This is a genomic window from Streptomyces sp. NPDC056948 (genome assembly GCF_042674225.1).
Classification (GTDB): domain Bacteria; phylum Actinomycetota; class Actinomycetes; order Streptomycetales; family Streptomycetaceae; genus Streptomyces; species Streptomyces purpurascens.
Window position 1 is genome coordinate 1 of the sequence record NZ_JBHUQX010000056.1, and the last position, 20,908, is coordinate 20,908.

Consider the following 20,908-nt stretch of genomic DNA (forward strand, 5'->3'; position numbering starts at 1 on the left):
GGCTGGAGCGGTCAAGTAGCTGTCATGGCAAGGGAGTTGGAGGGGCGGACCGGTGGCGGTCCGCCCCTTCCGCATTCCCCCGGATGACGTAGCCGCCGTAACCAAGTGGCCTCCCCGGCCGTTCCCGGGCCGAACGCCCGCGCCGACCGATGGATGGCCTCTTGCCCAGGTTCAGTGTCATTGTCCCCGCGTACCAGGTTCAGGCGTACCTGCACGAGTGCCTGGAGTCGGTGCTCTCCCAGTCCTGTCCCGATCTGGAACTGATCGTCGTCGACGACTGCTCGCCGGACGCGTGCGGCGCGATCATCGACGAGTTCGCCGCCCGCGACGCGCGTGTACAGCCCGTCCATCTGCCCGAGAACGTCGGCCTGGGCCCCGCCCGCAACGCCGGCGTGGCGCACGCGAGCGGCGACTACCTGCTGTTCCTCGACAGCGACGACACCCTCACGCCGGACGCGCTGCGCTCCATCGCCGACCGGCTGAAGGAGACCGGCGAGCCGGACGTCCTGGTCTTCGACTACGCGCGCACCTACTGGACGGGCGAGGCGGTCCGCAATCAGGCGGCCCTGCAGCTCTCCGAGGAGGGCCCGGCCCCGTTCCGCCTGGAGGACCGGCCGGGTCTGCTGAAGCTGCTGATGGTCGCCTGGAGCAAGGCCTACCGGCGGGAGTTCGTCGAGGAGAAGGGGTTCGTCTTCCCGCCCGGCTACTACGAGGACACGCCATGGACGTACCCGGTGCTGATGACGGCCGAGTCGATCGCGACTCTCGACCGCGTCTGCGTGCACTACCGGCAGCGGCGGATGGGCAGCATCCTGCGCACCACCAGCGAGCGGCACTTCGACGTCTTCGACCAGTACGACCGGGTGTTCGCGTATCTCGATGAGCGCCCCGAGCTGGACCGGTGGCGGTCGGCGCTGTTCCGCCGCATGGTCCATCACCTGGCGATCGTGTACTCCCGGCGGGACCGGCTGCCGCGCGGCTCGCGGGCGGACTTCCTGCGCCGGGCCCGCGCCCACTACCGCCGCTACCGCACCCCGGGCCCGCCCGTCCCCCTGCGGGCCCGGGTGCACCACACCCTGATCCGCTTCGGCCTGCACCGCACCTACCGCACGCTGCAACTGGCGTCGGCCCTGCACCGCGCCGCCGCCCGGACCACCGGGAAGCTGCTGCACGGGCTGCGGACCGCCGCGCTCAGGGTCCACTACGGCGTCCAGCGCTGCCTGCCCGTGCGCTCCGACCGTGCCGTCTTCGCCGCCTACGACGGCCGCGGCCACGGCTGCAACCCGGGCGCGCTGGAGTCCTCGATCCGCGGCCTCGCGCCGCACATCCGTACGGCATGGATCGCCCGTCCGGAGCACCACCACGCCAGCCCGCCGGGCCCGCGCTGCCTCGTCCCCGGCACGGCCGGCTACTGGACGGCGCTCGCCCGTTCCCGGTACCTGGTCAGCAACACCGACTTCGACGACCGCCTGGTCAAGCGCCGGGGCCAGGTCCTGATCCAGACCGGGCAGGGCACCCCGCTGGGGCACATCGGCCTCGACCTCCAGGAACGCCCGGCGGCCGCGCGCGGCAGGGACTTCGCCCGGCTGCTCAAGGGCGTCGACCAGTGGGACTACGTGCTGTCCGCCAACCGCCACACCACCCTGACCCAGGAGCGCGTCCACCCCGGCCGCTACACCACGCTGGAGTACGGCTACCCGCGCAACGACGTGTTCCGGACGGCGACCGCGGCGGACGTGACCCGGCTGCGCGCCACGCTGGGCGTCCCGGAGGGCACGGTGGCGATCCTGTACGCGCCGACCCACCGCGACTACCGCCGCTCCCAGCACCGCACCCTCGACCTCCAGCGGATCGTGCGCCGTCTGGGCCCGCGCTTCGTCGTCCTGGCCCGCGCCCACCACGCCTACGGCGCCCCGCTGACCACCACCTGCGGCCGGGTCGTCGACGTCAGCGACCACCCGAGCGTGGAGTCGCTCTGTCTGGCCTCGGACGTCCTGGTCACGGACTACTCGTCGCTGATGTTCGACTACGCCAACCTGGACCGGCCGATCGTGATCCACGCCGACGACTGGGAGGCGTACGAGGCGGCCCGCGGCGCCTACTTCGATCTGCGTGCCTCCCCGCCGGGCGCCCTCGCGCGCGGCGAGGACGAGCTGATCGACATCTTCGCCACCGGCCACTGGCGGGGCTCCCGCTCGACCCAGTTGCGCGCGGCGTTCCGCGAACGGTTCTGCACCTACGACGACGGACGGGCCGCCGAGCGGGTCGTCCGCCGCGTCGTTCTCGGCGAGTCGGAGCTGCCGCCGGTCGTCCCGCTCGCCGAGCGCCGTCCGGTGCCGTCGGCGGCGGCCTCGCTGACGCGTGAGCCGCTGGCCACGGTGCCGCGGCCGGCCGGTCCCCCGAACATCACCGACCACCCCTGACCACGGTTCTCACTCCGGGGAGTCCGCATGCCCTCCAGCCCGTCGCGGCCGACCCCCAGCCGGCCGCCGTCCTGGCGTCCGTCGGGGCGGCCCCGCTCCTGAAAAGCCTCCGCAGCGCCTCGAAGACCGAAGCCCTCGAAGCCACTCGATGACCCCCCGATGACCCTCGACAGAAAGAGCAGAATGCCCCGCTTCAGCATCGTCGTCCCGTCCCATGGGGTCGCGGGCCGGCTGTCCCTGGCGCTGGACTCGATCCTCGCCCAGTCGTTCGGCGACTTCGAGCTGATCCCGGTGTGCGACGCACCCGACGCACCGGCGGCCGACGTCGTCGCCGGGTACGCCGAGCGGGACTCCCGGGTGACGCCGGTGCACTCCCCGCCCTCGGACGGTCTGGCCGGGGCGCGCAACACCGGGCTGCGGGCGGCCGTCGGCGGCCATGTGCTGTTCCTCGACGGCGACGACGTCCTGGTCCCGGGGGCACTGGCGGCACTGGACGCCCGGCTGAGCGCGGTGGGCGACGTCGACGCGCTGCACTTCGAGCACGAGCGCACCCCCTGGTGGGAGGGCGAGCCGGCCAACCCGGCCGCGCCCCTGCTGGCCAGGACACCGGACGGGGTCTTCTCCCCCGACCGGGCCCCGGAGCTGACGGGCGTGACGCTCCCGGCGTGGAGCGCGGTCTACCGCCGGGCCTTCCTCACCGAGCGGGACATCACCTTCCCCGGGGACCACTTCACCGACGTCGGGTTCGGCGCCCTGGTCGCCCTGCGGGCGGAGCGGGTGGCGGCCCTGCGCACGGTCGTCGTCCGGCATCTGCTGCGCCGGCAGGGCAACCGGCTGAACCTTCCGGGCGAGCACCATGCCGAGCTGCTCGACCAGACCGAGCTGGTGCTGACCCGGGCCGCGGAGCAGGGGCTGTCGGTGGATCGGCTGGCGCCGCTGTTCACCCAGCTCTTCGCCGCCGTACTGAAGACGGCCGCCCACCCCCGGCGGCTGCCGGCCGGGCGCCGCGCCTTCTTCCGCCGGGCGGGCGCGCTCTACCGGCGGCACCGCCCCGCCGACTACCGGACGCCCGGCGGCAGCCTCGGCGTCCAGCACCGGCTGCTGGCGGCCGGTTCGTACCCGGCGTTCCGCACCCTGCGCGCCGCCAACCGGAGGGCGCTGCGGGCCGCCGCGCTGCTCCCGCGCCCCCAGGGGCTGCGCACCCGCCTGCGCTACGCGGCGAGCCTGCGTCTCCCTCTCGACAGGAACCTCGCCGTGTACTGCGCGTACTGGGGCCGCGGCTACGTCTGCAACCCGGCCGCGATCCACGCCAAGGCCCGCGAACTCGCCCCGCACCTGCGCTCGGTGTTCCTGGTGGAGCCGGACGCGGTGGACGGCATGCCGAAGGACGTGGAGTACGCGGTCATCGGCAGCCGGAAGTACTGGGAGGCGCTGGCCCGCGCCCGGTACCTGGTCAACAACGCCAACTTCGCGGACGCCGTGGTCAAACGCCCCGGCAGCACGCACCTCCAGACCCAGCACGGGACCCCGCTGAAGACGATGGGCGCCGACCAGGCGACGTATCCCGTGGTGGCAGCGGCGACGGGGAGCTTCGCCAGGCTGCTGGCCCGGGTGGACCGCTGGGACTACAACCTCACCTCCAACCGGCACTCCACCGAGATGTGGGAGAAGGCGTTCCCCGGGGCGCACGAGACCCTCGAGTACGGCTATCCGCGCAACGACGTCTACTGCACGGCGTCCGCCGAGGACGTCGCCCGCGTCCGCAAGGAACTCGGCGTCCCCGAGGACAAGAAGGCGATCCTCTACGCCCCCACGCACCGCGACTACGCCACCGGCTTCGCGTCCGGCCTGGACCTGGCCGAGTTCTGCGAGGCGATCGGCGACGAGTACGTGGTGCTGCTGCGCGCCCACTACTTCTACGACCAGGGGCCCGGCCGGGGCGGCGACCGGATCATCGACGTCACGGGGCACCGCTCGTCGGAGGACGTGTGCCTGGCCGCCGACGCGCTGATCACCGACTACTCGTCGATCATGTTCGACTACGCCAACCTGGACCGGCCGATCGTCGTGTACGCCGACGACTGGGACGTCTACCGGGAGACCCGGGGCGTCTACTTCGACCTGATGGAGGTCCCGCCCGGCCGGGTCGCCCGTACGCCCGAGGAGCTGGCTGCGGCCTTCATCGACGGCGGTTACGCGGACGAGTCCGCGACGGCCCTGCGCGCCGCGTTCCGGGAGCGCTTCTGCCAGTTCGACGACGGGCGGGCCGCCGAGCGCGTCGTACGCCGGGTGCTGCTGGGAGAGCCGCCCGAGTCGATCCCGCCCGTGATCCCGCTCGCGGAGCGCGTCCCGGCCCCCGCCGCCACCCTCGTAAGGAGCTGACCGAAGAAGTGCCCCGCTTCAGCATCATCGTCCCCGTCTACAAGGTGCAGGGCTTCCTGCGCGAGTGTCTCGACTCGGTGCTCTCCCAGTCGTACGGCGACTTCGAGGTGATCGCCGTGGACGATCGCTCCCCCGACGGCAGCGGCGCGATCCTCGACGAGTACGCCGCCCGCGACGCCCGGGTGCGGGTGCTGCACCTGCCCGAGAACGTCGGCCTGGGCCGGGCCCGCAACGCCGGACGGGCGGAGGCGGCCGGCGACTACGTCCTGTTCCTCGACAGCGACGACCGCTACACCCCGGGTCTGCTGGCCGCCGTCGCCGCGCGTCTCGAGGCGACCGGCGATCCGGACATCCTGGTCTTCGACCACGTGCGCACCCACTGGTGGGGCAGGGGCGGGCGCAGCGAGGCGGCGGACCTGCTGGCCGAGGCGGGCACGGAGACGTTCGGCATCCGGGAGAGCCCGCGGTACCTGAACCTGTTCCTGGTCGCCTGGAACAAGGCGTACCGGCGGGCCTTCCTCCAGGAGCACGGCCTGGAGTACGCGCCGGGGCTGTACGAGGACGCGCCGGTCACCTACCGGGCGATGGTGCTGGCGGACCGCATCGCCTGTCTGGGCCGGATCGGGGTCGAGTACCGGCAGCGCAGGCAGGGCGCGATCACCAGGACGCCGGGGCGCCGGCACTTCGAGATCTTCCCGCAGTACGAAGGGCTGTTCGCGTTCCTGGAGCAGCGCCCCGACCTCGACTGGGCGCGGCCGCCGCTGCTGGAGCGGGCGCTGGACCACATGCTGTTCGTGCTGGCCCGCGAGGACCGGGTGCGGCCCGCGGACCGGGGCGACTTCTACCGCGAGATCCGCTCCTTCCACCGCCGTCACCTCCCCGAGGGCGGCTTCCCGGAGCCGGACGGCTGGCGCGGGGTCGAGATGCGGCTGCTGGCCTCGTCGCCCTACGCGTCGTACGCGGCGGTGCGCGGTCTGCGGGATCTGCGCGCGAGTGCCCTGGGCAGGAAGCGGCGGGTGGCGCGGAAGGCGTCGGGGACCGCTCTGCGCACCTGGTACGCGGCCCAGTCGAAGCGCCCGCTCGATCCGCATCTCGCCGTCTACTCGGCGACCCACCACCGTGGCGTGTCCGGCGACCCGGCGGCGATCCACGCCAAGGCACGCGAGATCGCCCCGCACATCCGGGGCGTGTGGGTGGTCCGGGAGGACGCGGTGGACGCGCTGCCGCCCGGCATCGACCATGTGACACCCGGTTCGCGGCGCTACCACGAGGTCATGGCGCGGGCGACGTACTGGGTGAACAACGTCAACTGGCCCGGCACCCTGGCCAAACGGCCCGGCAGCGTCCACATCCACACCCACCAGGGCACCCCGCTCAAGTACATGGGCGCCGATCTGCTGACCAAGCCGGGCGCCCGGCACGGCTTCGATGTGCCGCAGATGCTGCGCCGGGCCGACCGCTGGGACTACAGCCTGGTCGCGGGTCTGCACGCGGAGCGGGCCTGGGAGCGGGCGTACCCGTGCCACTTCGCCTCGCTGCGGACGGGCAGTCCCCGCAACGACGTCCTGGTCGGCGCGGGCCCGGAGCGGAACCCGGAGGTGCGCGAGCGGCTCGGCGTCCCCGCCGGTCACACGGTGGTGCTGTACGCGCCGACCCGGCGCGACTACCGCAAGGGCGGCCATGTCGACCGGTTCGACCTGGCCCGGTTCGCCGAGGACCTGGGCCCCGGCCACACCCTCGTCGTCCGGCTGCACCCCTCGCTGGCCGGGGGCGTGGCGCGCGGCCTGGGGCTGGCCGAGCTGCACCGGCGGGGTGTGCTGGTGGACGCGACCGACGAGCCGCACGTCGAGGACGTGCTGCTCGCCTCCGACGTGCTGGTCACCGACTACTCGGCCCTGATGTTCGACTACGCCCTCCTCGACCGGCCGGTCGTGGTGCACGCCGACGACTGGGGCGCGTTCGCGGCGAGCCGGGGCGCCTACTTCGACATCACGGCCGACGCGCCCGGGCATGTGTCGCGCTCCTACCGGGAGCTGGCCTGGCTGTTCGCGTCCGGCACCTGGCAGGACGGGGAGTCGGCGCGGCTGCGGGCGGGCTTCCGGGAGCGGTACTGCGAGTTCGAGGACGGGCGGGCCGCCGAGCGGGTCGTACGCCTGCTGATGCTGGGCGAACGGGGCGGTGCGCTGCTGCCCGCGGCCCGCCGGACCGCGGGTGCCGGTGCGAGGTCCGAGGCGCTGGTCGAGCGATGAGAACACCCGCCACTCCCGAGGCCGTCCCCTCCCTGCCCGGCCAGCGGGCCGCCTCGGCCCGGCCGCCGGCCGCCGCCGAGCGGATGCGGCCGGTGCACTGGTGGCACGCGGCGCTGGTCGCCGTGCCCACCGCGGCCCTGTTCGTGCTGGGCTACCGGCGCCGCTGGATCTGCGACGACGGGCTGATCTATCTGCGTCCGGTCCGGCAGATCCTGGCGGGCAACGGGCCCGTGTTCAACGTGGGAGAGCGGGCGGAGAGTTCGACCGGCACCCTGTGGCAGTGGCTGCTCGCGCTCGCCGCCTGGGTCACCGGCGAGGATCCCGCGTTCCTCGCGGTGGGGCTCGGGCTGCTGCTGAGCGCCGCCGGGTTCGGGCTCGCCCTGTACGCCACGTGCCGGCTGCACCGGGGCGCCCGGCTGCTGCTCCCGGCGGGTGTGTGCGTGCTGCTGGCCGTGCCGCCGTTCTGGTCGTACATGACCTCGGGCCTGGAGAGCGGCCTGGGTGCCTTCTGGACCGGCCTGTCGTGGTGGCTGCTGACGCGCACCCGGCGGGGGCAGGAGGCCCGGCCGGTGTACGCGGCCGCCTTCGTGTTCGGGCTGGGTCCGCTGGTCCGGCCCGATCTCGCGGTGGTCACGGCGTGTTTCCTGGCGGCGCAGTGGTGGGTGCTGCGCCCCTCCCGGCGGGGCACCGCCGCGATGCTGGCCTCGGCGGCGGCGCTGCCGCTGGCCTACGAGGTCTTCCGGGCGGGGTACTACGGGATCCTGGTGCCGCTGCCCGCCATCGCCAAGGAGGCGAGCGCCAGCGACTGGAGCCGGGGCGCCGGCTATGTGCAGGAGACGCTCGGGCCCTACTGGCTGTGGCCCGTCGTCCCCGTGCTCGGCGCGCTGGCCGTCCTGCTGGTGCGGCGCACGCGCCGGGAACGGCGGTACCGCGCCCCGGGGCGGACCTCGCTCGCGGTGCTGCTGGCTCCATTGGTCGCGGGCCTGCTGCTGTCCGCGTACGTCATCCGCGTCGGCGGTGACTACATGCACGCGCGCATGATCCTGCCCGCTCTTCTGCTGCTGCTCCTGCCGGTGCTGGTCGTGCCGGCGAACCGATTCACCGGCGTCGCGAGCGCGCTGCTGCTGGTGTGGCTGTGCGCCGCGGTCAGCCCGTTGCGGACGCCGTTCGACGTGCGCGGCACGCCCGGTTCGTTCAATGTGCGCAGCTCCGACGTGGAGGCCCTCGGCGACCACAACCCGGTGCGCACCGCCACCTGGGTGGGCAACTGGCCCGCCCTGCCGGAGGGGCGCGGCATGCTGGCGCAGGCCGTGCGCGCGCCCGGGCCGACGCTGCTGTACTTCGACTCCGGGCGGCGGCTGCACGCCACGCCGATGCGGCCGGACTCCCGGTACCACGTGGTGATCGTGGGCCGTCATCTCGGAGTCACGGGAGCCGCGGCACCGCTCGACGCCTACGTCAACGACGCCTGGGGGCTGGCCAGTCCCGTCGGCGCGCATCTCGCGCTGGAGCGGTGGAGCTGGCCCGGGCACGAGAAGTTCCTGCGCAACCACTGGGTCTTCGCGGAGTGGGCGGCGCGGCACCCGCCGCAGCGCGATCTGCTGCGGGCCGGGGCCTCGCTGGAGACGGTCGTGGCGGCCCGGGCCGCGCTGGACTGCGGCGAACTGGCCGAACTGAAGGAGTCGGTGCGCGCGCCGCTCACCGCCGAGCGGTTCTGGCGGAACCTCACGGGGTCCGTCGAGCGGACGGGGTTCCGCTTCGCGCGCTGGCCCGCGACGGCGGAGCAGGCCCTCTGCGACTGACCCGATGAGGTGACCCGGGGTCAGAGCACGCAGGGGGCGGGAACATCTGGCGCATGCCCGAGACCCTTCCCCCACTCCTGTGAGCGCCTCGGTCCTCCTCCGGCGGACCGTGCGCGGCGCGACGGCGCTGCGCGGCGGCCGGCCGGTGCGGCTCACCCCGTACCAGCTCTTCGGCACCCTGTTCTGGCTGGTGATGACGCTGGCGTACTGGCGGGTCCCGCTGTGCTGCGACGCCGGACAGCACGCGGCGGTCGTGGAGCGGCTCAGGGCCGATCTGCTCCGTCCGGCCCACCCCATGGCGGACCTGCCGGGCGAGGGCAGCCCCTACTACGGCCCGTACGCCGTCGCGCAGGGCGTTCTGGCGCGGCTGACGGGGCTGTCCGGCTGGGGAGTCCTGAAGCTCGCGGGGCCGGTGCATCTGCTGGTGCTGCTGACGGGGCTCGGCCGTTTCGTCCGGACCCTCACCCCGCGTCCCTGGGCGCCGGTGACGGCCCTGCTGTTCATGACGCTGCTGTGGGGCACGGCGCGGATCCCCTGGAGCGGCCACCTCGGTCTGCTGCCGATGACGACGAACCTGGGCTATCCGTCCGCGCTCGCGATCGGGCTGACGCTCTGGGCGTGGGCCTGGACGGCCACGCGTGCGCGTGAGGACGCCCCCGCCGTGCGGTTCGTCGGTCCGAGCGGGCTCGGCGGCCGGCCGGGGTACGCGGGGCTCGGCGCCCTGTACGGGCTGATTCTGCTCACCCATTCCGTCACGGCCGCCTCGGCGCTCATCGGCGCGGTGGCGATCGTGGCGTCCGGGCAGCACGGGTGGCGCCGGGCGGTCGTGGCGCGCTGGGCGCTCGCCGTGGCCGTCTGCGGGGCGGTCGCGGTGGCGTGGCCGTACTACGACGTCCTCGCGCTGGTGGGCGACTCCGGCATGGACGGCATGCACCGGCGGCTGTACGAGGAGATGTTCGCCGGCTCCTGGCTGGCGCTGCTCGGCGTGCCCGCGCTGTGGGTGCGGGCCCGGAGGTCGGTGAGCGACCCGCTGGTGCTGATGTTCCTGCTGGAGTGCCCGCTGGTGGCGTACGGCTGGGTGAGCGGGCACCACACATATGCCATGGCCTTGTGGGCCGTCCTGGTGCCGCCGCAGTGCGCACTGGCGGTGGAGCTGGCGGCGCCCCGGCCCTGGCGGCGGGCCCGGAAGGTGCTGGGCGGGGCGGCGGCGGCCGGGGCGTGCGCCGGGTTCGTCACCGTGCACGCCGGGGCGGTCGTGCCGCGCTCGGTCGACCCGGTGGGGTTCGCACAGCCCGCGCGCTGGCCCGCGTACGACTGGGCGGCACGGCACATCGGGCCGGGCGAGGTGGTGATCACCGACGGGTACCTGGCCGGCCACTCCATCGCCGGGTACGGGCCGAACCTCGCCGCGCCCGTCCGGCCCGACCCGGCCCTGGACGAGCGGGAGCGGGGGCGCCGGGCGGCCGACGTCCGGGCCTATCTGACCCCCGGTTCGACCCGCGCCGGGCGTGCCGCCGTCGTCCGCCGCTACCACGTGCGCTGGCTGCTGCTGACGCGCCGGCACCGGGTGCCCGAGGAGGCCGTGGTGGTGGCGTGGAGCAGGGAGACGGGGGAGGTGCTGGCGCGGGTCGGGGGTGACGTGCCGGTGATTACTCGATGACGAGGTCGACCTCGATGTTGCCGCGGGTGGCGTTGGAGTACGGGCAGACCTGGTGGGCCTGCTCGACCAGCTTGCGGCCGGTCGCCTCGTCCACGCTGTCGGGCAGCTCGACGCGCAGCGTGACGGCGAGACCGAAGCCCTCGCCCTGCTTGCCGATGGAGACCTCGGCGGTCACGGCGGCGTCGCTGACGTCGACCTTGGCCCCGCGGCCGACGAGGCCGAGGGCGCTGCCGAAGCAAGCGGCGTAACCGGCGGCGAAGAGCTGCTCCGGGTTGGTGCCCTGGCCGTTGCCGCCCAGCGCCTCCGGCATGCCCAGCGCGAGGTCCAGCGTGCCGTCGGAGCTGACGGTGCGGCCCTCGCGGCCGTGGGTGGCGGTGGCGACAGCGGTGTAGAGCGCGTCCATGGAAATCATTCCCTCTCACGTCACGTTCCGGCGGCCCGCTTCCGGGCCGCCTGACACCCATGATTAGAGCACACAATTAAGTTGTGTGCAATTGAATGGTGGATCCGAGCTACCCTGGAGCCATGAACACGCCGGACGACGACTGGCTCCGCCTGGACCAGCAGATCTGCTTCTCCCTGCACGCGGCCTCCCGCGCCTTCAACGGCGTCTACCGCGTGATCCTCAAGGACCTCGGACTCACCTACCCGCAGTACCTGGTGATGCTGGTGCTCTGGGAGCAGGGCGAGCTGCCCGTGAAGAAGCTCGGGGAGTACCTGCGTCTCGACTCCGGCACCCTGTCGCCGCTGCTCAAGCGGCTGGAGGCGGCCGGTCTCGTACGCCGGGAGCGCAGCGCGCGCGACGAACGGTCGGTGGAGGTGCGGCTGACCGAGGAGGGTGCCGCGCTGCGGACCCGGGCGCTCCAGGTGCCGCGCCGGATCGCCGGCGCGACCGGCTTCGACACCACCGAGGTCCGCGCCCTGCGCGCCCGCCTCGACGAGCTCACCTCCGCGCTGGACGCGGCCGCGCTCTCGGAGGTGCCGGGCGGGTCGCCGGGAGACGGGCGGGTGTAGCGACGTAGGGCGTTTTATCGCTTTCACGGCATTCACCCGACTTACGATCCTTTGTAATGAATGCCGCTGTGGATGCCGACAGGCCTCGCCCCCAGGTCGCCGTCGTGGTCATCGGCTACGACGACGCCGCCCATGTGACGGACGCCGTGCGCTCGGCGCTCGCGCAGGGCCCGGCCGTGCGCGAGGTCGTGGCCGTCGACGACTGCTCGACGGACGGCAGCGCCGGCCTCCTCGACCGGCTCGCCGCGTCCGAACCCCGCCTGAGGGTGATCCGCCGCAGGGTCAACAGCGGCGGCTGCGGCACCCCGCGCAACACCGGGCTCGACGCGGTGACATCGCCGTACGTGATGTTCCTGGACAGCGACGACGTCCTGCCGGCCGGCGCGGTCGACGCGCTGCTCGGGGCCGTGACGGGCGCGCACGCGGAGGTCGCGGGCGGTCTGTGCGTACGCCGGGAGCTGCCGTCGGGGCGTGAAGTGCCCTGGCAGGCGCGTCTCTACGCGCTCCACGCCGCGGTACCGCGCCCCGCGCAGCGACCCCACCTGGTCCACGACACGCTCTGCGTCAACAAGCTCTACCGCACCGCCTTCCTGCGCGAGCACCGCATCCGCTTCCCCGAGGGCCGCTTCCCGTACGAGGACGTCGTCTTCTCCGCGCGCGTGCTGGCCGCGGCCCCGCGCATCGCCCTGGTGCCGGACCGGGTGTACGTCTGGCACGTGCGCCGGTCCGCCGAGCGGCTGTCGATCTCCCTGGACCGGGCCGGCGTCGACAACTGGCGGGCCCGGACGGAGGCGTGCCGGCAGGCGTACGAGATCCTGCTGGGCGCCGGGCAGAAGGAACTCGCGCGGGCCGCGCGCGCCAAGTTCCTCGACCACGAGCTGCGGATGTACGTGCGCGAGCTGGACTTGCGCGACGCCGCCTACCGACGCGCCTGGTGGGAGCTGACGCGGGCACATCTCGCGGAGTACGACGCCGACGACTGGGCGCGCAACCCGGCCGCTCCGGGCCGGCTGGCCGGGCGGGTCGTCCTGGCCTCCCCGGAGCCGCGCGACCTGCCCCGGCTGCGGGAACTGGCGGCCCGTCCGGCCCGGCTGTGTCCGCCGTACGCCCGTGCCGCGGACGGCACGCCCGTCTGGTCGGACGACCTCCCGCAGGTCTCCCTGGAACCCCTGCTGACCCGGCCGGTGCGCGCGCTGCCCCTCGCCGTGGACGCCGAGCTGCGGCCACGCGCGCGTGGCGCCCGACTGCGGCTGCGCCTGCACGAGCTGTACGGCCGGGTGGAGCGGGCGGGCCCGGAGGCGGTGCAGGTGGAGTGGCGGCACCGGGACGACGGGGACGCCGGTGTCCGCGCCACGACGGAGTTCGCGGCCTCCGCCGGTGGCTGGTCGGCGGAGGCGGACTTCGACCTCCCCGCGCTGGCCGCGCTCGGTACGGGCACCTGGGACCTGCGCCTTCGCGTCCGCTTCCGTGACGGAGTGAGCCGCGAGGTCACGGCGCACGCGCTCGCGGGCGCCGGTCTGCTGCGCCGCAGTGCCGTCCCGAGCGCCCGGCACGGCGTGGTGCTCGTGCAGCCGTACGCCACCCACTCCGGCGCGCTGGCGCTGCGGGTGGCGCCCGGCGTACGCGGTGTGCTGTCCGTCGTACGCGCGCGACTGCGCCGCCTGCTTCACTGAGAAGCCGCCTGCTTCACTGAGAACACGACGGGACAACTGACGAGGGGACGGTCGCACATGACCTGGTTGATCACCGGCGGCGCCGGCTACATCGGCGCGCACGTCGTACGGGCGATGACCGCGGCGGGGGAAGGGGCGGTGGTCTACGACGACCTGTCCACCGGTATCGCCGGGCGCGTACCCGAGGGGGTGCCGCTGGTGGTGGGCTCGACGCTGGACGCCGAGCGGCTCGCGCGCACCCTCGCGGACCACGCGGTCACCGGCGTCGTCCATCTCGCGGCGAAGAAGCAGGTGGGAGAGTCGGTCGAGCAGCCGCTGCGCTACTACCGGGAGAACGTCGAGGGTCTGCGGATCCTGCTGGACGCGGTGACGGCGGCGAAGGTGCCGTCCTTCGTGTTCTCCTCCTCGGCGGCGGTGTACGGCATGCCGGACGTGGACCTGGTCACGGAGGACACGCCCTGCGTGCCGATGTCGCCCTACGGCGAGACGAAGCTGGCCGGTGAGTGGCTGGTCCGCGCGACGGGCCGGGCGAGCGGCCTGTCGACCGCGTCCCTGCGCTACTTCAACGTGGCGGGTGCGGCGAGCCCGGAGCTCGCGGACGCCGGGGTCTTCAACCTCGTGCCCATGGTCTTCGAGAAGCTCACGGAGGACGCCCCGCCGCGCGTCTTCGGCGACGACTACGCGACCCCGGACGGCACCTGCGTACGCGACTACATCCACGTCGTCGACCTGGCCGAGGCCCATGTCGCGGCGGCCCGGGCGCTGCGCTCCTCCCCCGGCCGGGACCTCACGCTCAACATCGGCCGGGGCGAGGGCGTCTCCGTCCGCGAGATGATCGACCGCATCAACGCGATCACCGGCTACGACCGCCCGCCCACGGTCGCCCCCCGCCGCCCCGGCGACCCGGCCCGCGTCGTCGCCTCCGCCGACCGCGCCGCCACGGAGCTGGGCTGGAAGGCCAGGCACGGCGTCCAGGACATGATCACGTCGGCGTGGGAGGGCTGGGTGCGGCAGCACCCGGAGGCGACGCGGGGCTGATCCTCACCCCGACGGGGCTAAGCCTCACCCCGTCGGGGGCTGATCCGCCCCGGCCGGCAGGAGGCGCTCCTCACAGCGCCCGCAACGCCCCCGCCGTAGCCCGGGCCAGCGACCCCAGGTACCCCTGCGGCAGCCTCGGGCTGCGGATCACCACCGAGCGCCAGTACAGAGGGCCCGAGATCAGGTCGAGGGCCAGGTCGCGGTCGAGGCCCTCGCGGAGCTCGCCGCGGCGTTCCGCTGCCGTGACGATGCCGGTCGCGACGCCGTCCTGGCCCTCGCGCAGGGCCTTCTGGAGGGCCTCGGCGATCTCGGCGTTGCGGGCCGCCTCGGCCTGGAGGTCGGGGATGATCTGCGAGGCGACAGGGTGGCGCAGGGCGCGGGACGTCACCTCGTACAGCAGCCGCAGGTCGCCCTCCAGGGAGCCGGTGTCCGGCGCGGGCAGGCCCTGCACGGCGAGCGCCGAGACGATGTCGAGCACGAGGTGCAGCTTCGAGCGCCAGCGGCGGTACACCGCCGTCTTCCCGACGCCCGCCCGGCGCGCGATGCCCTCGATGGACATCCGCGCGTAGCCGACGGCCGCGAGCTCCTCGAACACGGCCGCCCGGATCGCGTCCGTCACGTCCTCCCGCAGTACGGCCGCCCCCGCGGGCGCCCGGCGGCGCGGACGCGGCTGCGGCGGCTCGTCGGCGTTCGCGTTCGTCGTCATGCCGACAGCATAGGGGCGTCACGACGAAACGGTTGCGTTCCGACGTTCGAAAGGCCTACGCTCGCGTTGCGACGATACGGTCCCGTCCCGACGTAAGAATTCGTGAAGAGTCTGGTAAAAACCCACTTTCCCGCTCCTCACGACCCCAGGTCCCACACCCCTCCCCCCGAACGAAAGCAGCGGATGTGAGCCAGGTCCTCGACACACCGCCCCAGCCACCGACCCCGGCCCCGGTCCCCGCCGACGACGACCTCGCGGCCCTCGCCGCCCGCCACGGCCTCTCGGTCAGCGGCGCCCGGCCCTCCCTGCCCGCGTACGTCCGCCGGCTGTGGGCCCGCCGCCACTTCATCACCGCGTTCGCCACCGCCAAGCTCACCGCCCAGTACAGCCAGGCGAAGCTGGGCCAGGTCTGGCAGGTGATGACCCCGCTGCTGAACGCGGCGGTCTACTACTTCATCTTCGGCGTCCTGCTCGGCACCAAGCACGGCGTGCCGGACTACATCCCGTTCCTGGTCACGGGCGTGTTCATCTGGACGTTCACACAGAGCTCGATCATGGCGGGCACCCGCGCCATCTCCGGCAACCTGGGCCTCGTCCGCGCCCTGCACTTCCCGCGCGCCGCCCTGCCCCTGTCGTTCTGCCTCCAGCAGCTCCAGCAACTGCTGTTCTCGATGGGCGCCCTGGTCGTCATCCTGCTCTGCTTCGGGGTGCCGGTCGGCGTGTCCTGGCTGCTGGCGCTGCCGGCGCTGTTCCTGCAGTTCACGTTCAACGCCGGCGTCTCCATGGTCATGGCCCGGATGGGTGCCAAGACCCCGGACATCGCCCAGCTCATGCCGTTCGTGCTGCGCACCTGGATGTATGTCTCGGGTGTCATGTGGAGCATCGACAAGCTGGCCGACAAGGACAGCCTGCCGCGCGTGGTGACGGTCCTGCTGGAGACCAACCCGGCCGCGATCTACATCGACCTGATGCGCTTCGCCCTGATCGACAGCTTCCACGCGAGCCAGCTCCCGGCCCATGTGTGGGCGCTCGCCGCCGGATGGGCCCTGGTCGCCGGTGTCGGCGGCTTCATCTACTTCTGGAAGGCTGAGGAGACGTACGGCCGTGGCTGACAACACCAACGACAAGGTCCCCACCGTCGTCGCCGACGGCGTCGACATCGTCTACCGCGTCAACGGCACCGGCGGCGGACGCGGTTCCGCGACCGCCGCCCTCAACCGCATCGTGCGCCGCAAGAAGACCGAGAAGGCGGCCGGCGTGCGCCGGGTGCACGCCGTGCGGAACGTGTCCTTCGTCGCGTACAAGGGCGAGGCGATCGGCCTGATCGGTACCAACGGCTCCGGCAAGTCGACCCTGCTGAAGGCCGTCGCCGGACTCCTCCCCGTGGAGAACGGCCGCATCTACACCCACGGCCAGCCCTCCCTGCTCGGCGTCAACGCGGCCCTGATGAACGACCTGACCGGCGAGCGCAACGTGCACCTCGGCGGCCTGGCCATGGGCATGTCCCGCGAGCAGATCAGGGAGCGCTACGAGGAGATCGTCGACTTCTCCGGCATCAACGAGAAGGGCGACTTCATCACGCTGCCGATGCGGACGTACTCCTCCGGGATGGCCGCGCGGCTGCGGTTCTCCATCGCCGCCGCCAAGGACCACGACGTGCTGCTGATCGACGAGGCGCTGGCCACCGGCGACCGCTCCTTCCAGAAGCGCTCCGAGCAGCGCATCCGCGAACTGCGCAAGCACGCGGGCACGGTGTTCCTGGTCAGCCACAACAACAAGTCGATCCGCGACACCTGCGACCGGGTGCTGTGGCTGGAGCGCGGCGAACTGCTCATGGACGGGCCGACGGAGGACGTCCTCAAGGAGTACGAGGCGTTCACCGGGGACAAGTCCGCGAAGCCCAAGCCGAAGGTTCCTGTTCGCTCGTGAGGCGTACTCCGGTCGGCCGTTTTGTCCTATTGATGAAACCATGACCGAATACGACGCATCAGTGAGAAGGAGTCCCCGCGATGGCCGAGCTCAGCCTCATCGTCCACGGGGCGAACGTTCAGGACCATCTGACGGAACTCCTCGACTCGCTCGCCGCGCATCCCCTCCCGGACGCCGAGGTGATCGTGGCCGCGGTCGGCGACTGGGCCCGGGAGACGGCCGAGCGGCACACCCCGGACGTCCAGGTGCTGCCGGTGCCGGACGGCATGGGCGACGCCGCGGCCCGGGCGGCGGGCGCGGCACGGGCCTCGGGCCGCTGGCTGCACTTCGTCCACGCCAAGGACGGCCTGCCCGCCGGCGCCCCGCGCACGGTCGCCGAACGGGTGGCCGAGCTGCCCGCCGAGGTGGACGTTCTGCTGCTCGACCACGTCCGCAGCACCTGGCACACCTCCGGCATGCCCTCCCCGAACGGCTCCCTGCTGGCCCGGGCCGGCCGCGCCGACGTCGCCCTCGACGTCTGCGCGCCCCTGTTGCGCCTCACCCCGCTGCTCGGCACCCGCGTCCTGCGCGCGGACTTCTGGCGGGCGCACGAGCAGCAGCTCACCACCGACGACGAGCCGCACGCCGCCCTGGCCGCCCTGCTGCTCGCCAACCGTGTCGCCTGCCTGCCGCACGTCGCCTACGAGGACCGCACCCTGCGCCCCGCGAGCCTGCCGCCGGTCACCCCCGAACAGCGCTACGGCCTCGTCGAGCGCTACGAGTCCCTCCTCGACCTCACCCGGGGCCGCCCCGCCGCCCACGCCGTCCTCTACGACGTCATGGTCCGCGACTGCCTGCGACTCTTCGCGCGCGGCGGCATGGAGGAGGAGGTCGCGCGGGAGTTCTTCCGCCGGGCGTCCCTGGCCGCCCTGCGCCGCCGCCCCGAGGGCTACAGCCGTCCCGCCGGTCTCGAAGGCGTCCGCCGCTCCCTGCTCGAAGAGGGCGCCTACGCCAGGTACCGGGCCTTCCAGGCCGTCAACCGCACCCGCCGCACCGCCAAGTCGGCCGTACGGAGCCGCAAGCGCCAGGTCGGCGCCAAGCTCCGCGACCACCAGTACCGCAGGGCACTCGCCCGCCCGGTGAACCCCCACCTCGCGGTGTTCGCCGCGTACTGGAACCGCGGCGTCGCCTGCAACCCCGCCGCGATCGCCGCCGAGCTCTCCGAACTCGCCCCGCAGATCCACCCGGTGTGGGTGGTCACCCAGGAGAACGAGGCCCTCCTCCCGCCCGGCACCGACCATGTCGTGCCCGGCAGCCGCCGCTACTGGGAGGTGCTGGCGACCGCCAAGTACCTCGTCAACAACGTCAACTTCCCCAACTCGGTGGTCAAACGCCCCGACGCGATCCACGTCCAGACCCACCACGGCACGCCGCTGAAGCGCATGGGCCTGGACCAGATGGCGTACCCGGCCGCCGCGCAGGGCCTGGACTTCAAGGCGCTGCTGGAGCGCATCGACAAGTGGGACTACAGCGTCTCCGCCAACAGCCACACCACCCGCATGTGGGAGCGCGCGTACCCCTCGCACTACATCTCCCTCGACCACGGCTATCCGCGCAACGACGTCTACTACACGGCCACGGCCGACGACGTCCGCGCCGTCCGCGACCGCCTCGGCATCGACCCGGGCCGCCGGGCCGTCCTCTACGCGCCGACCCACCGCGACTACGAGGCCGGCTGGACCCCGCGCCTGGACCTCGCCGCCCTCGCCGACCGCCTCGGCGAGGACACGGTCCTGCTCGTGCGCGGCCACTACTTCTACGGCGGCGCGGCCTCCCCGCTCACCAACCTGCGCCGCACGGGCCGGATCATCGACGTCTCCTCCTACGACCCGGTCGAGGATCTGTGCCTGGCAGCGGACGCCCTGGTCACGGACTACTCCTCGATCATGTTCGACTACGCCAACCTCGACCGGCCGATCGTGATCCACGCCGACGACTGGGAGACGTACCGCACCACCCGCGGCGTCTACTTCGACCTGATGGACCAGGCCCCGGGTCCGGTCGCCCGCACCCAGCAGGAACTGACGGAGATCCTCACCACCGAGGCCTGGCGCGACGAGGGCGCTGCGAAGACCCGGGCCGCCTTCCGGCGCCGGTTCTGCGAGTACGACGACGGGCGCGCCGCCGAGCGCGTCGTCCGCCGGGTCTTCCTCGGCCAGGACGAACGCTCCCTGCCGCCGGTGCTGCCGATCGAGGAACGCACCCCGGCCCCGACCCCGCAGGAGGCGACCGCATGAGCACCCCCGACGTCACCGTGACGGTCATCGTCTACAACGACGCCGAACGCCTCACGCGCGCGGTCGACTCGGTCCGCCGGCAGACCCACGCGAACCTCGAGATCATCATCAGCGACGACCACTCCACGGACGGAACCCCGGAGGTGGCACGGCGTCTCGCGGCCCAGGACCCCCGCGTCCGCCACCTCCGCCTGGAGCAGAACAGCGGCGGCTGCGGCGTCCCGCGCAACCGCGCCCTGGACATCGCCCGGGCGCCGTATGTGATGTTCCTCGACAGCGACGACGAACTCCCCGACGACGCCGTCGCACTGCTGCTCGCCGCGCACCGCGAACGCGAGATCGACTTCGCGATGGGGGCGGTGCAGCGGGTCCGGGTGGACAACGGCCGCCGCTCGACCTGGATGCCGCACCTGGTCGCCGAGCGCCGCACCCTGGACGGCATCGAGGCCGACCCGCGCCTGCTCTTCGAGCACCTGTCGACGAGCAAGATGTACGCCCGCGCCTTCCTCGACCGGCACGGCCTGCGCTTCCCCGAGGGCATCCACTACGAGGACCAGCTCTTCTCGGCCCAGGCGTACTGCCTGGCCAAGAGCTTCACGATCGTCCCGAGACCGGTCTACCGCTGGTACGTGGCCCCCTACGCCGCCTCCGAGACGGCCTCGATATCGAACCAGCGGCACAAGCTCGCCAACGTCCGCGACCGTATCCACGTCCAGCACCTCATCGACGCGTTCCTGGCCGAGAACGGGCAGGAGTCGCTGCGCGAGGACAAGGACCACAAGTTCCTCAAGCACGACTTCCGGATGTACGCCGGTGACCTGCCCTACCGGGACGAGGCGTGGCTGTCCTCCTTCGCGGACCTGGTCACCCCGTACCTCGACACGCTCTCCCCCGGCGCGTTCGCCCGCCTCCCGCGCGCCGAACGCGTCGTCCTCCAGCTCATCCGCGACCGGCGCCTGCCGGAGGCCCGGCTGGCGGCCCGAGGCCTGGGCCACGGCGTGGGGCCTCGGCAGATCACGACGGACGGGGAGGGCCGCACCTACTGGGGCGACCGGATCCCGGCCTCCGAATGGTCCCGCCGCGAACTGGACATCTCAGACCTGGATCTGGAGACCCGCCCCTTCCCGAGCGCCCAGTTCCGCCACGAGATCACGGAGATCACCCGAGGCCCGGGCGCCTCCGTCGACCTCGCGATCCGCACCTACGACCCGGCCCTGCGCCTCCCCGTCGGCCCCCGGCGCGCCACGCTCCTCATCGCCCCCGGCGGCCACCGTGTGCACGTCCACTTCCGCCTCTCCCCCGTCAGCCCCGGTGTCTTCGAGGGCCACGCCCACCTCGACCTCGGAGCGGCCCTGCTTCCCTTCTACGGCTTCTCCGGAGTCCGCCACCCCTTGCTCCGCCTGCAGCACCAGGGCGTCTCCCACACCGGCCTCCTCCTGGCCCCCCTGACCTTCCCGGCCTTCACCACGCAGGTCCCCCACCACCATCTGACCCTGGAACCCGAAGGCCACGCCCCCGGCCGCCTCCAGGCCCGCTGGGAACCCATCGGAGCCACAGCAAAACTGATCCGCCCCACAGTCCGCCGCCTGGCCCGCCCCAGAGTGAAAAGAGCAGCACGCTTGCTGGCAAGCGCACTGAAGTAGGCATCCAGCTGAGCCGCGAGCCGCCCGTTCCCGCTGAGCTGCGGGCAATCGTGCCGCTAAGGGCGGCACGGGTGGGCGCAGCGGCACCCCGCACCGCCGGGCTGCGGACCCAC

At 73.0% G+C, this 20,908-nt stretch carries 14 protein-coding genes; 12 read left to right on the top strand and 2 right to left on the bottom strand.

Translation table 11 applies throughout. The annotated features are described in order from the left end of the window. The first annotated feature begins 161 nt into the window (after positions 1–161). The 5 genes from ACFTZL_RS10050 to ACFTZL_RS10070 all read left to right on the top strand — a co-directional run bounded on the left by ACFTZL_RS10050 (position 162) and on the right by ACFTZL_RS10070 (position 10,516). The gene (locus ACFTZL_RS10050) at positions 162–2,423 is read left to right on the top strand and encodes a CDP-glycerol glycerophosphotransferase family protein (RefSeq protein ID WP_382580059.1); all 2,262 of its coding nucleotides are present in this window, start codon (positions 162–164) and stop codon (positions 2,421–2,423) included. Between the two features lie 183 nt (positions 2,424–2,606). Next, the gene (locus ACFTZL_RS10055) at positions 2,607–4,805 is read left to right on the top strand and encodes a CDP-glycerol glycerophosphotransferase family protein (protein WP_382580078.1); all 2,199 of its coding nucleotides are present in this window, start codon (positions 2,607–2,609) and stop codon (positions 4,803–4,805) included. Between the two features lie 8 nt (positions 4,806–4,813). Beyond that, positions 4,814–7,054 carry a CDP-glycerol glycerophosphotransferase family protein gene (locus ACFTZL_RS10060; RefSeq protein ID WP_382580060.1) on the top strand — a complete coding sequence of 747 codons (2,241 nt, stop codon included), beginning with the start codon at positions 4,814–4,816 and terminating at the stop codon, positions 7,052–7,054. Further along, the gene (locus ACFTZL_RS10065; RefSeq protein WP_382580061.1) at positions 7,051–8,856 is read left to right on the top strand and encodes a hypothetical protein; all 1,806 of its coding nucleotides are present in this window, start codon (positions 7,051–7,053) and stop codon (positions 8,854–8,856) included. The genes ACFTZL_RS10060 and ACFTZL_RS10065 overlap by 4 nt, the downstream gene beginning before the upstream one ends. 79 nt (positions 8,857–8,935) lie before the next feature. Further along, positions 8,936–10,516: a hypothetical protein gene (locus ACFTZL_RS10070; protein ID WP_382580062.1), complete on the top strand. Its 1,581-nt coding sequence runs from the start codon at positions 8,936–8,938 to the stop codon at positions 10,514–10,516. Here the strand turns inward: ACFTZL_RS10070 and ACFTZL_RS10075 are convergent. Beyond that, a complete protein-coding gene (locus ACFTZL_RS10075) occupies positions 10,506–10,919 on the bottom strand; it encodes an organic hydroperoxide resistance protein (RefSeq protein WP_382580063.1) in 414 nt (137 codons plus the stop codon). The two genes, ACFTZL_RS10070 and ACFTZL_RS10075, sit on opposite strands and share 11 nt — an antisense overlap. Positions 10,920–11,014: 95 nt before the next feature. Between ACFTZL_RS10075 and ACFTZL_RS10080 the strand changes: the two genes are divergently transcribed. Genes ACFTZL_RS10080 through galE form a run of 3 tightly spaced genes read left to right on the top strand, consistent with a single transcriptional unit; the run spans position 11,015 to position 14,241 of the window. Further along, on the top strand, positions 11,015–11,530 hold the full coding sequence (locus ACFTZL_RS10080) for a MarR family winged helix-turn-helix transcriptional regulator (RefSeq protein ID WP_382580064.1): 516 nt from the start codon (positions 11,015–11,017) through the stop codon (positions 11,528–11,530). Between the two features lie 56 nt (positions 11,531–11,586). Continuing rightward, positions 11,587–13,203, top strand: coding sequence for a glycosyltransferase (locus tag ACFTZL_RS10085; RefSeq protein WP_382580065.1), 1,617 nt, complete (start codon positions 11,587–11,589; stop codon positions 13,201–13,203). A 57-nt stretch (positions 13,204–13,260) separates the two neighbouring features. Next, complete coding sequence (galE, locus tag ACFTZL_RS10090; RefSeq protein WP_382580066.1) at positions 13,261–14,241, top strand: UDP-glucose 4-epimerase GalE; 981 nt, start codon at positions 13,261–13,263, stop codon at positions 14,239–14,241. A 70-nt stretch (positions 14,242–14,311) separates the two neighbouring features. On the opposite strand, the gene ACFTZL_RS10095 is transcribed toward galE, so the two are convergent. Continuing rightward, the gene (locus tag ACFTZL_RS10095; RefSeq protein WP_382580067.1) at positions 14,312–14,947 is read right to left on the bottom strand and encodes a TetR/AcrR family transcriptional regulator; all 636 of its coding nucleotides are present in this window, start codon (positions 14,945–14,947) and stop codon (positions 14,312–14,314) included. 185 nt (positions 14,948–15,132) lie between these two features. Here ACFTZL_RS10095 and ACFTZL_RS10100 point away from each other — a divergent pair, with 185 nt between their 5' ends. The 4 genes from ACFTZL_RS10100 to ACFTZL_RS10115 all read left to right on the top strand — a co-directional run bounded on the left by ACFTZL_RS10100 (position 15,133) and on the right by ACFTZL_RS10115 (position 20,795). Beyond that, complete coding sequence (locus ACFTZL_RS10100; protein ID WP_382580068.1) at positions 15,133–16,059, top strand: ABC transporter permease; 927 nt, start codon at positions 15,133–15,135, stop codon at positions 16,057–16,059. After that, positions 16,052–16,876: an ABC transporter ATP-binding protein gene (locus ACFTZL_RS10105; RefSeq protein ID WP_382580069.1), complete on the top strand. Its 825-nt coding sequence runs from the start codon at positions 16,052–16,054 to the stop codon at positions 16,874–16,876. Before ACFTZL_RS10100 ends, ACFTZL_RS10105 begins: the two co-directional genes overlap by 8 nt. Positions 16,877–16,956: 80 nt before the next feature. Further along, entirely contained in the window at positions 16,957–19,152 is a 2,196-nt protein-coding gene (locus ACFTZL_RS10110) for a CDP-glycerol glycerophosphotransferase family protein (RefSeq protein ID WP_382580070.1), read from the top strand. Further along, the gene (locus ACFTZL_RS10115; RefSeq protein WP_382580071.1) at positions 19,149–20,795 is read left to right on the top strand and encodes a glycosyltransferase family 2 protein; all 1,647 of its coding nucleotides are present in this window, start codon (positions 19,149–19,151) and stop codon (positions 20,793–20,795) included. Before ACFTZL_RS10110 ends, ACFTZL_RS10115 begins: the two co-directional genes overlap by 4 nt. The last annotated feature ends 113 nt before the right edge of the window (positions 20,796–20,908 follow it).

Excerpts from the sequence above, each read along its gene's own strand:
- ACFTZL_RS10055 (WP_382580078.1), top strand. The coding sequence starts at position 2,607 with ATGCCCCGCTTCAGCATCGTCGTCCCGTCCCATGGGGTCGCGGGCCGG.
- ACFTZL_RS10065 (WP_382580061.1), top strand. The coding sequence starts at position 7,051 with ATGAGAACACCCGCCACTCCCGAGGCCGTCCCCTCCCTGCCCGGCCAG.
- ACFTZL_RS10075 (WP_382580063.1), bottom strand. The coding sequence starts at position 10,919 with ATGGACGCGCTCTACACCGCTGTCGCCACCGCCACCCACGGCCGCGAG.
- ACFTZL_RS10080 (WP_382580064.1), top strand. The coding sequence starts at position 11,015 with ATGGTGGATCCGAGCTACCCTGGAGCCATGAACACGCCGGACGACGAC.
- ACFTZL_RS10085 (WP_382580065.1), top strand. The coding sequence starts at position 11,587 with ATGAATGCCGCTGTGGATGCCGACAGGCCTCGCCCCCAGGTCGCCGTC.
- galE (WP_382580066.1), top strand. The coding sequence starts at position 13,261 with ATGACCTGGTTGATCACCGGCGGCGCCGGCTACATCGGCGCGCACGTC.
- ACFTZL_RS10095 (WP_382580067.1), bottom strand. The coding sequence starts at position 14,947 with ATGACGACGAACGCGAACGCCGACGAGCCGCCGCAGCCGCGTCCGCGC.
- ACFTZL_RS10110 (WP_382580070.1), top strand. The coding sequence starts at position 16,957 with ATGGCCGAGCTCAGCCTCATCGTCCACGGGGCGAACGTTCAGGACCAT.
- ACFTZL_RS10115 (WP_382580071.1), top strand. The coding sequence starts at position 19,149 with ATGAGCACCCCCGACGTCACCGTGACGGTCATCGTCTACAACGACGCC.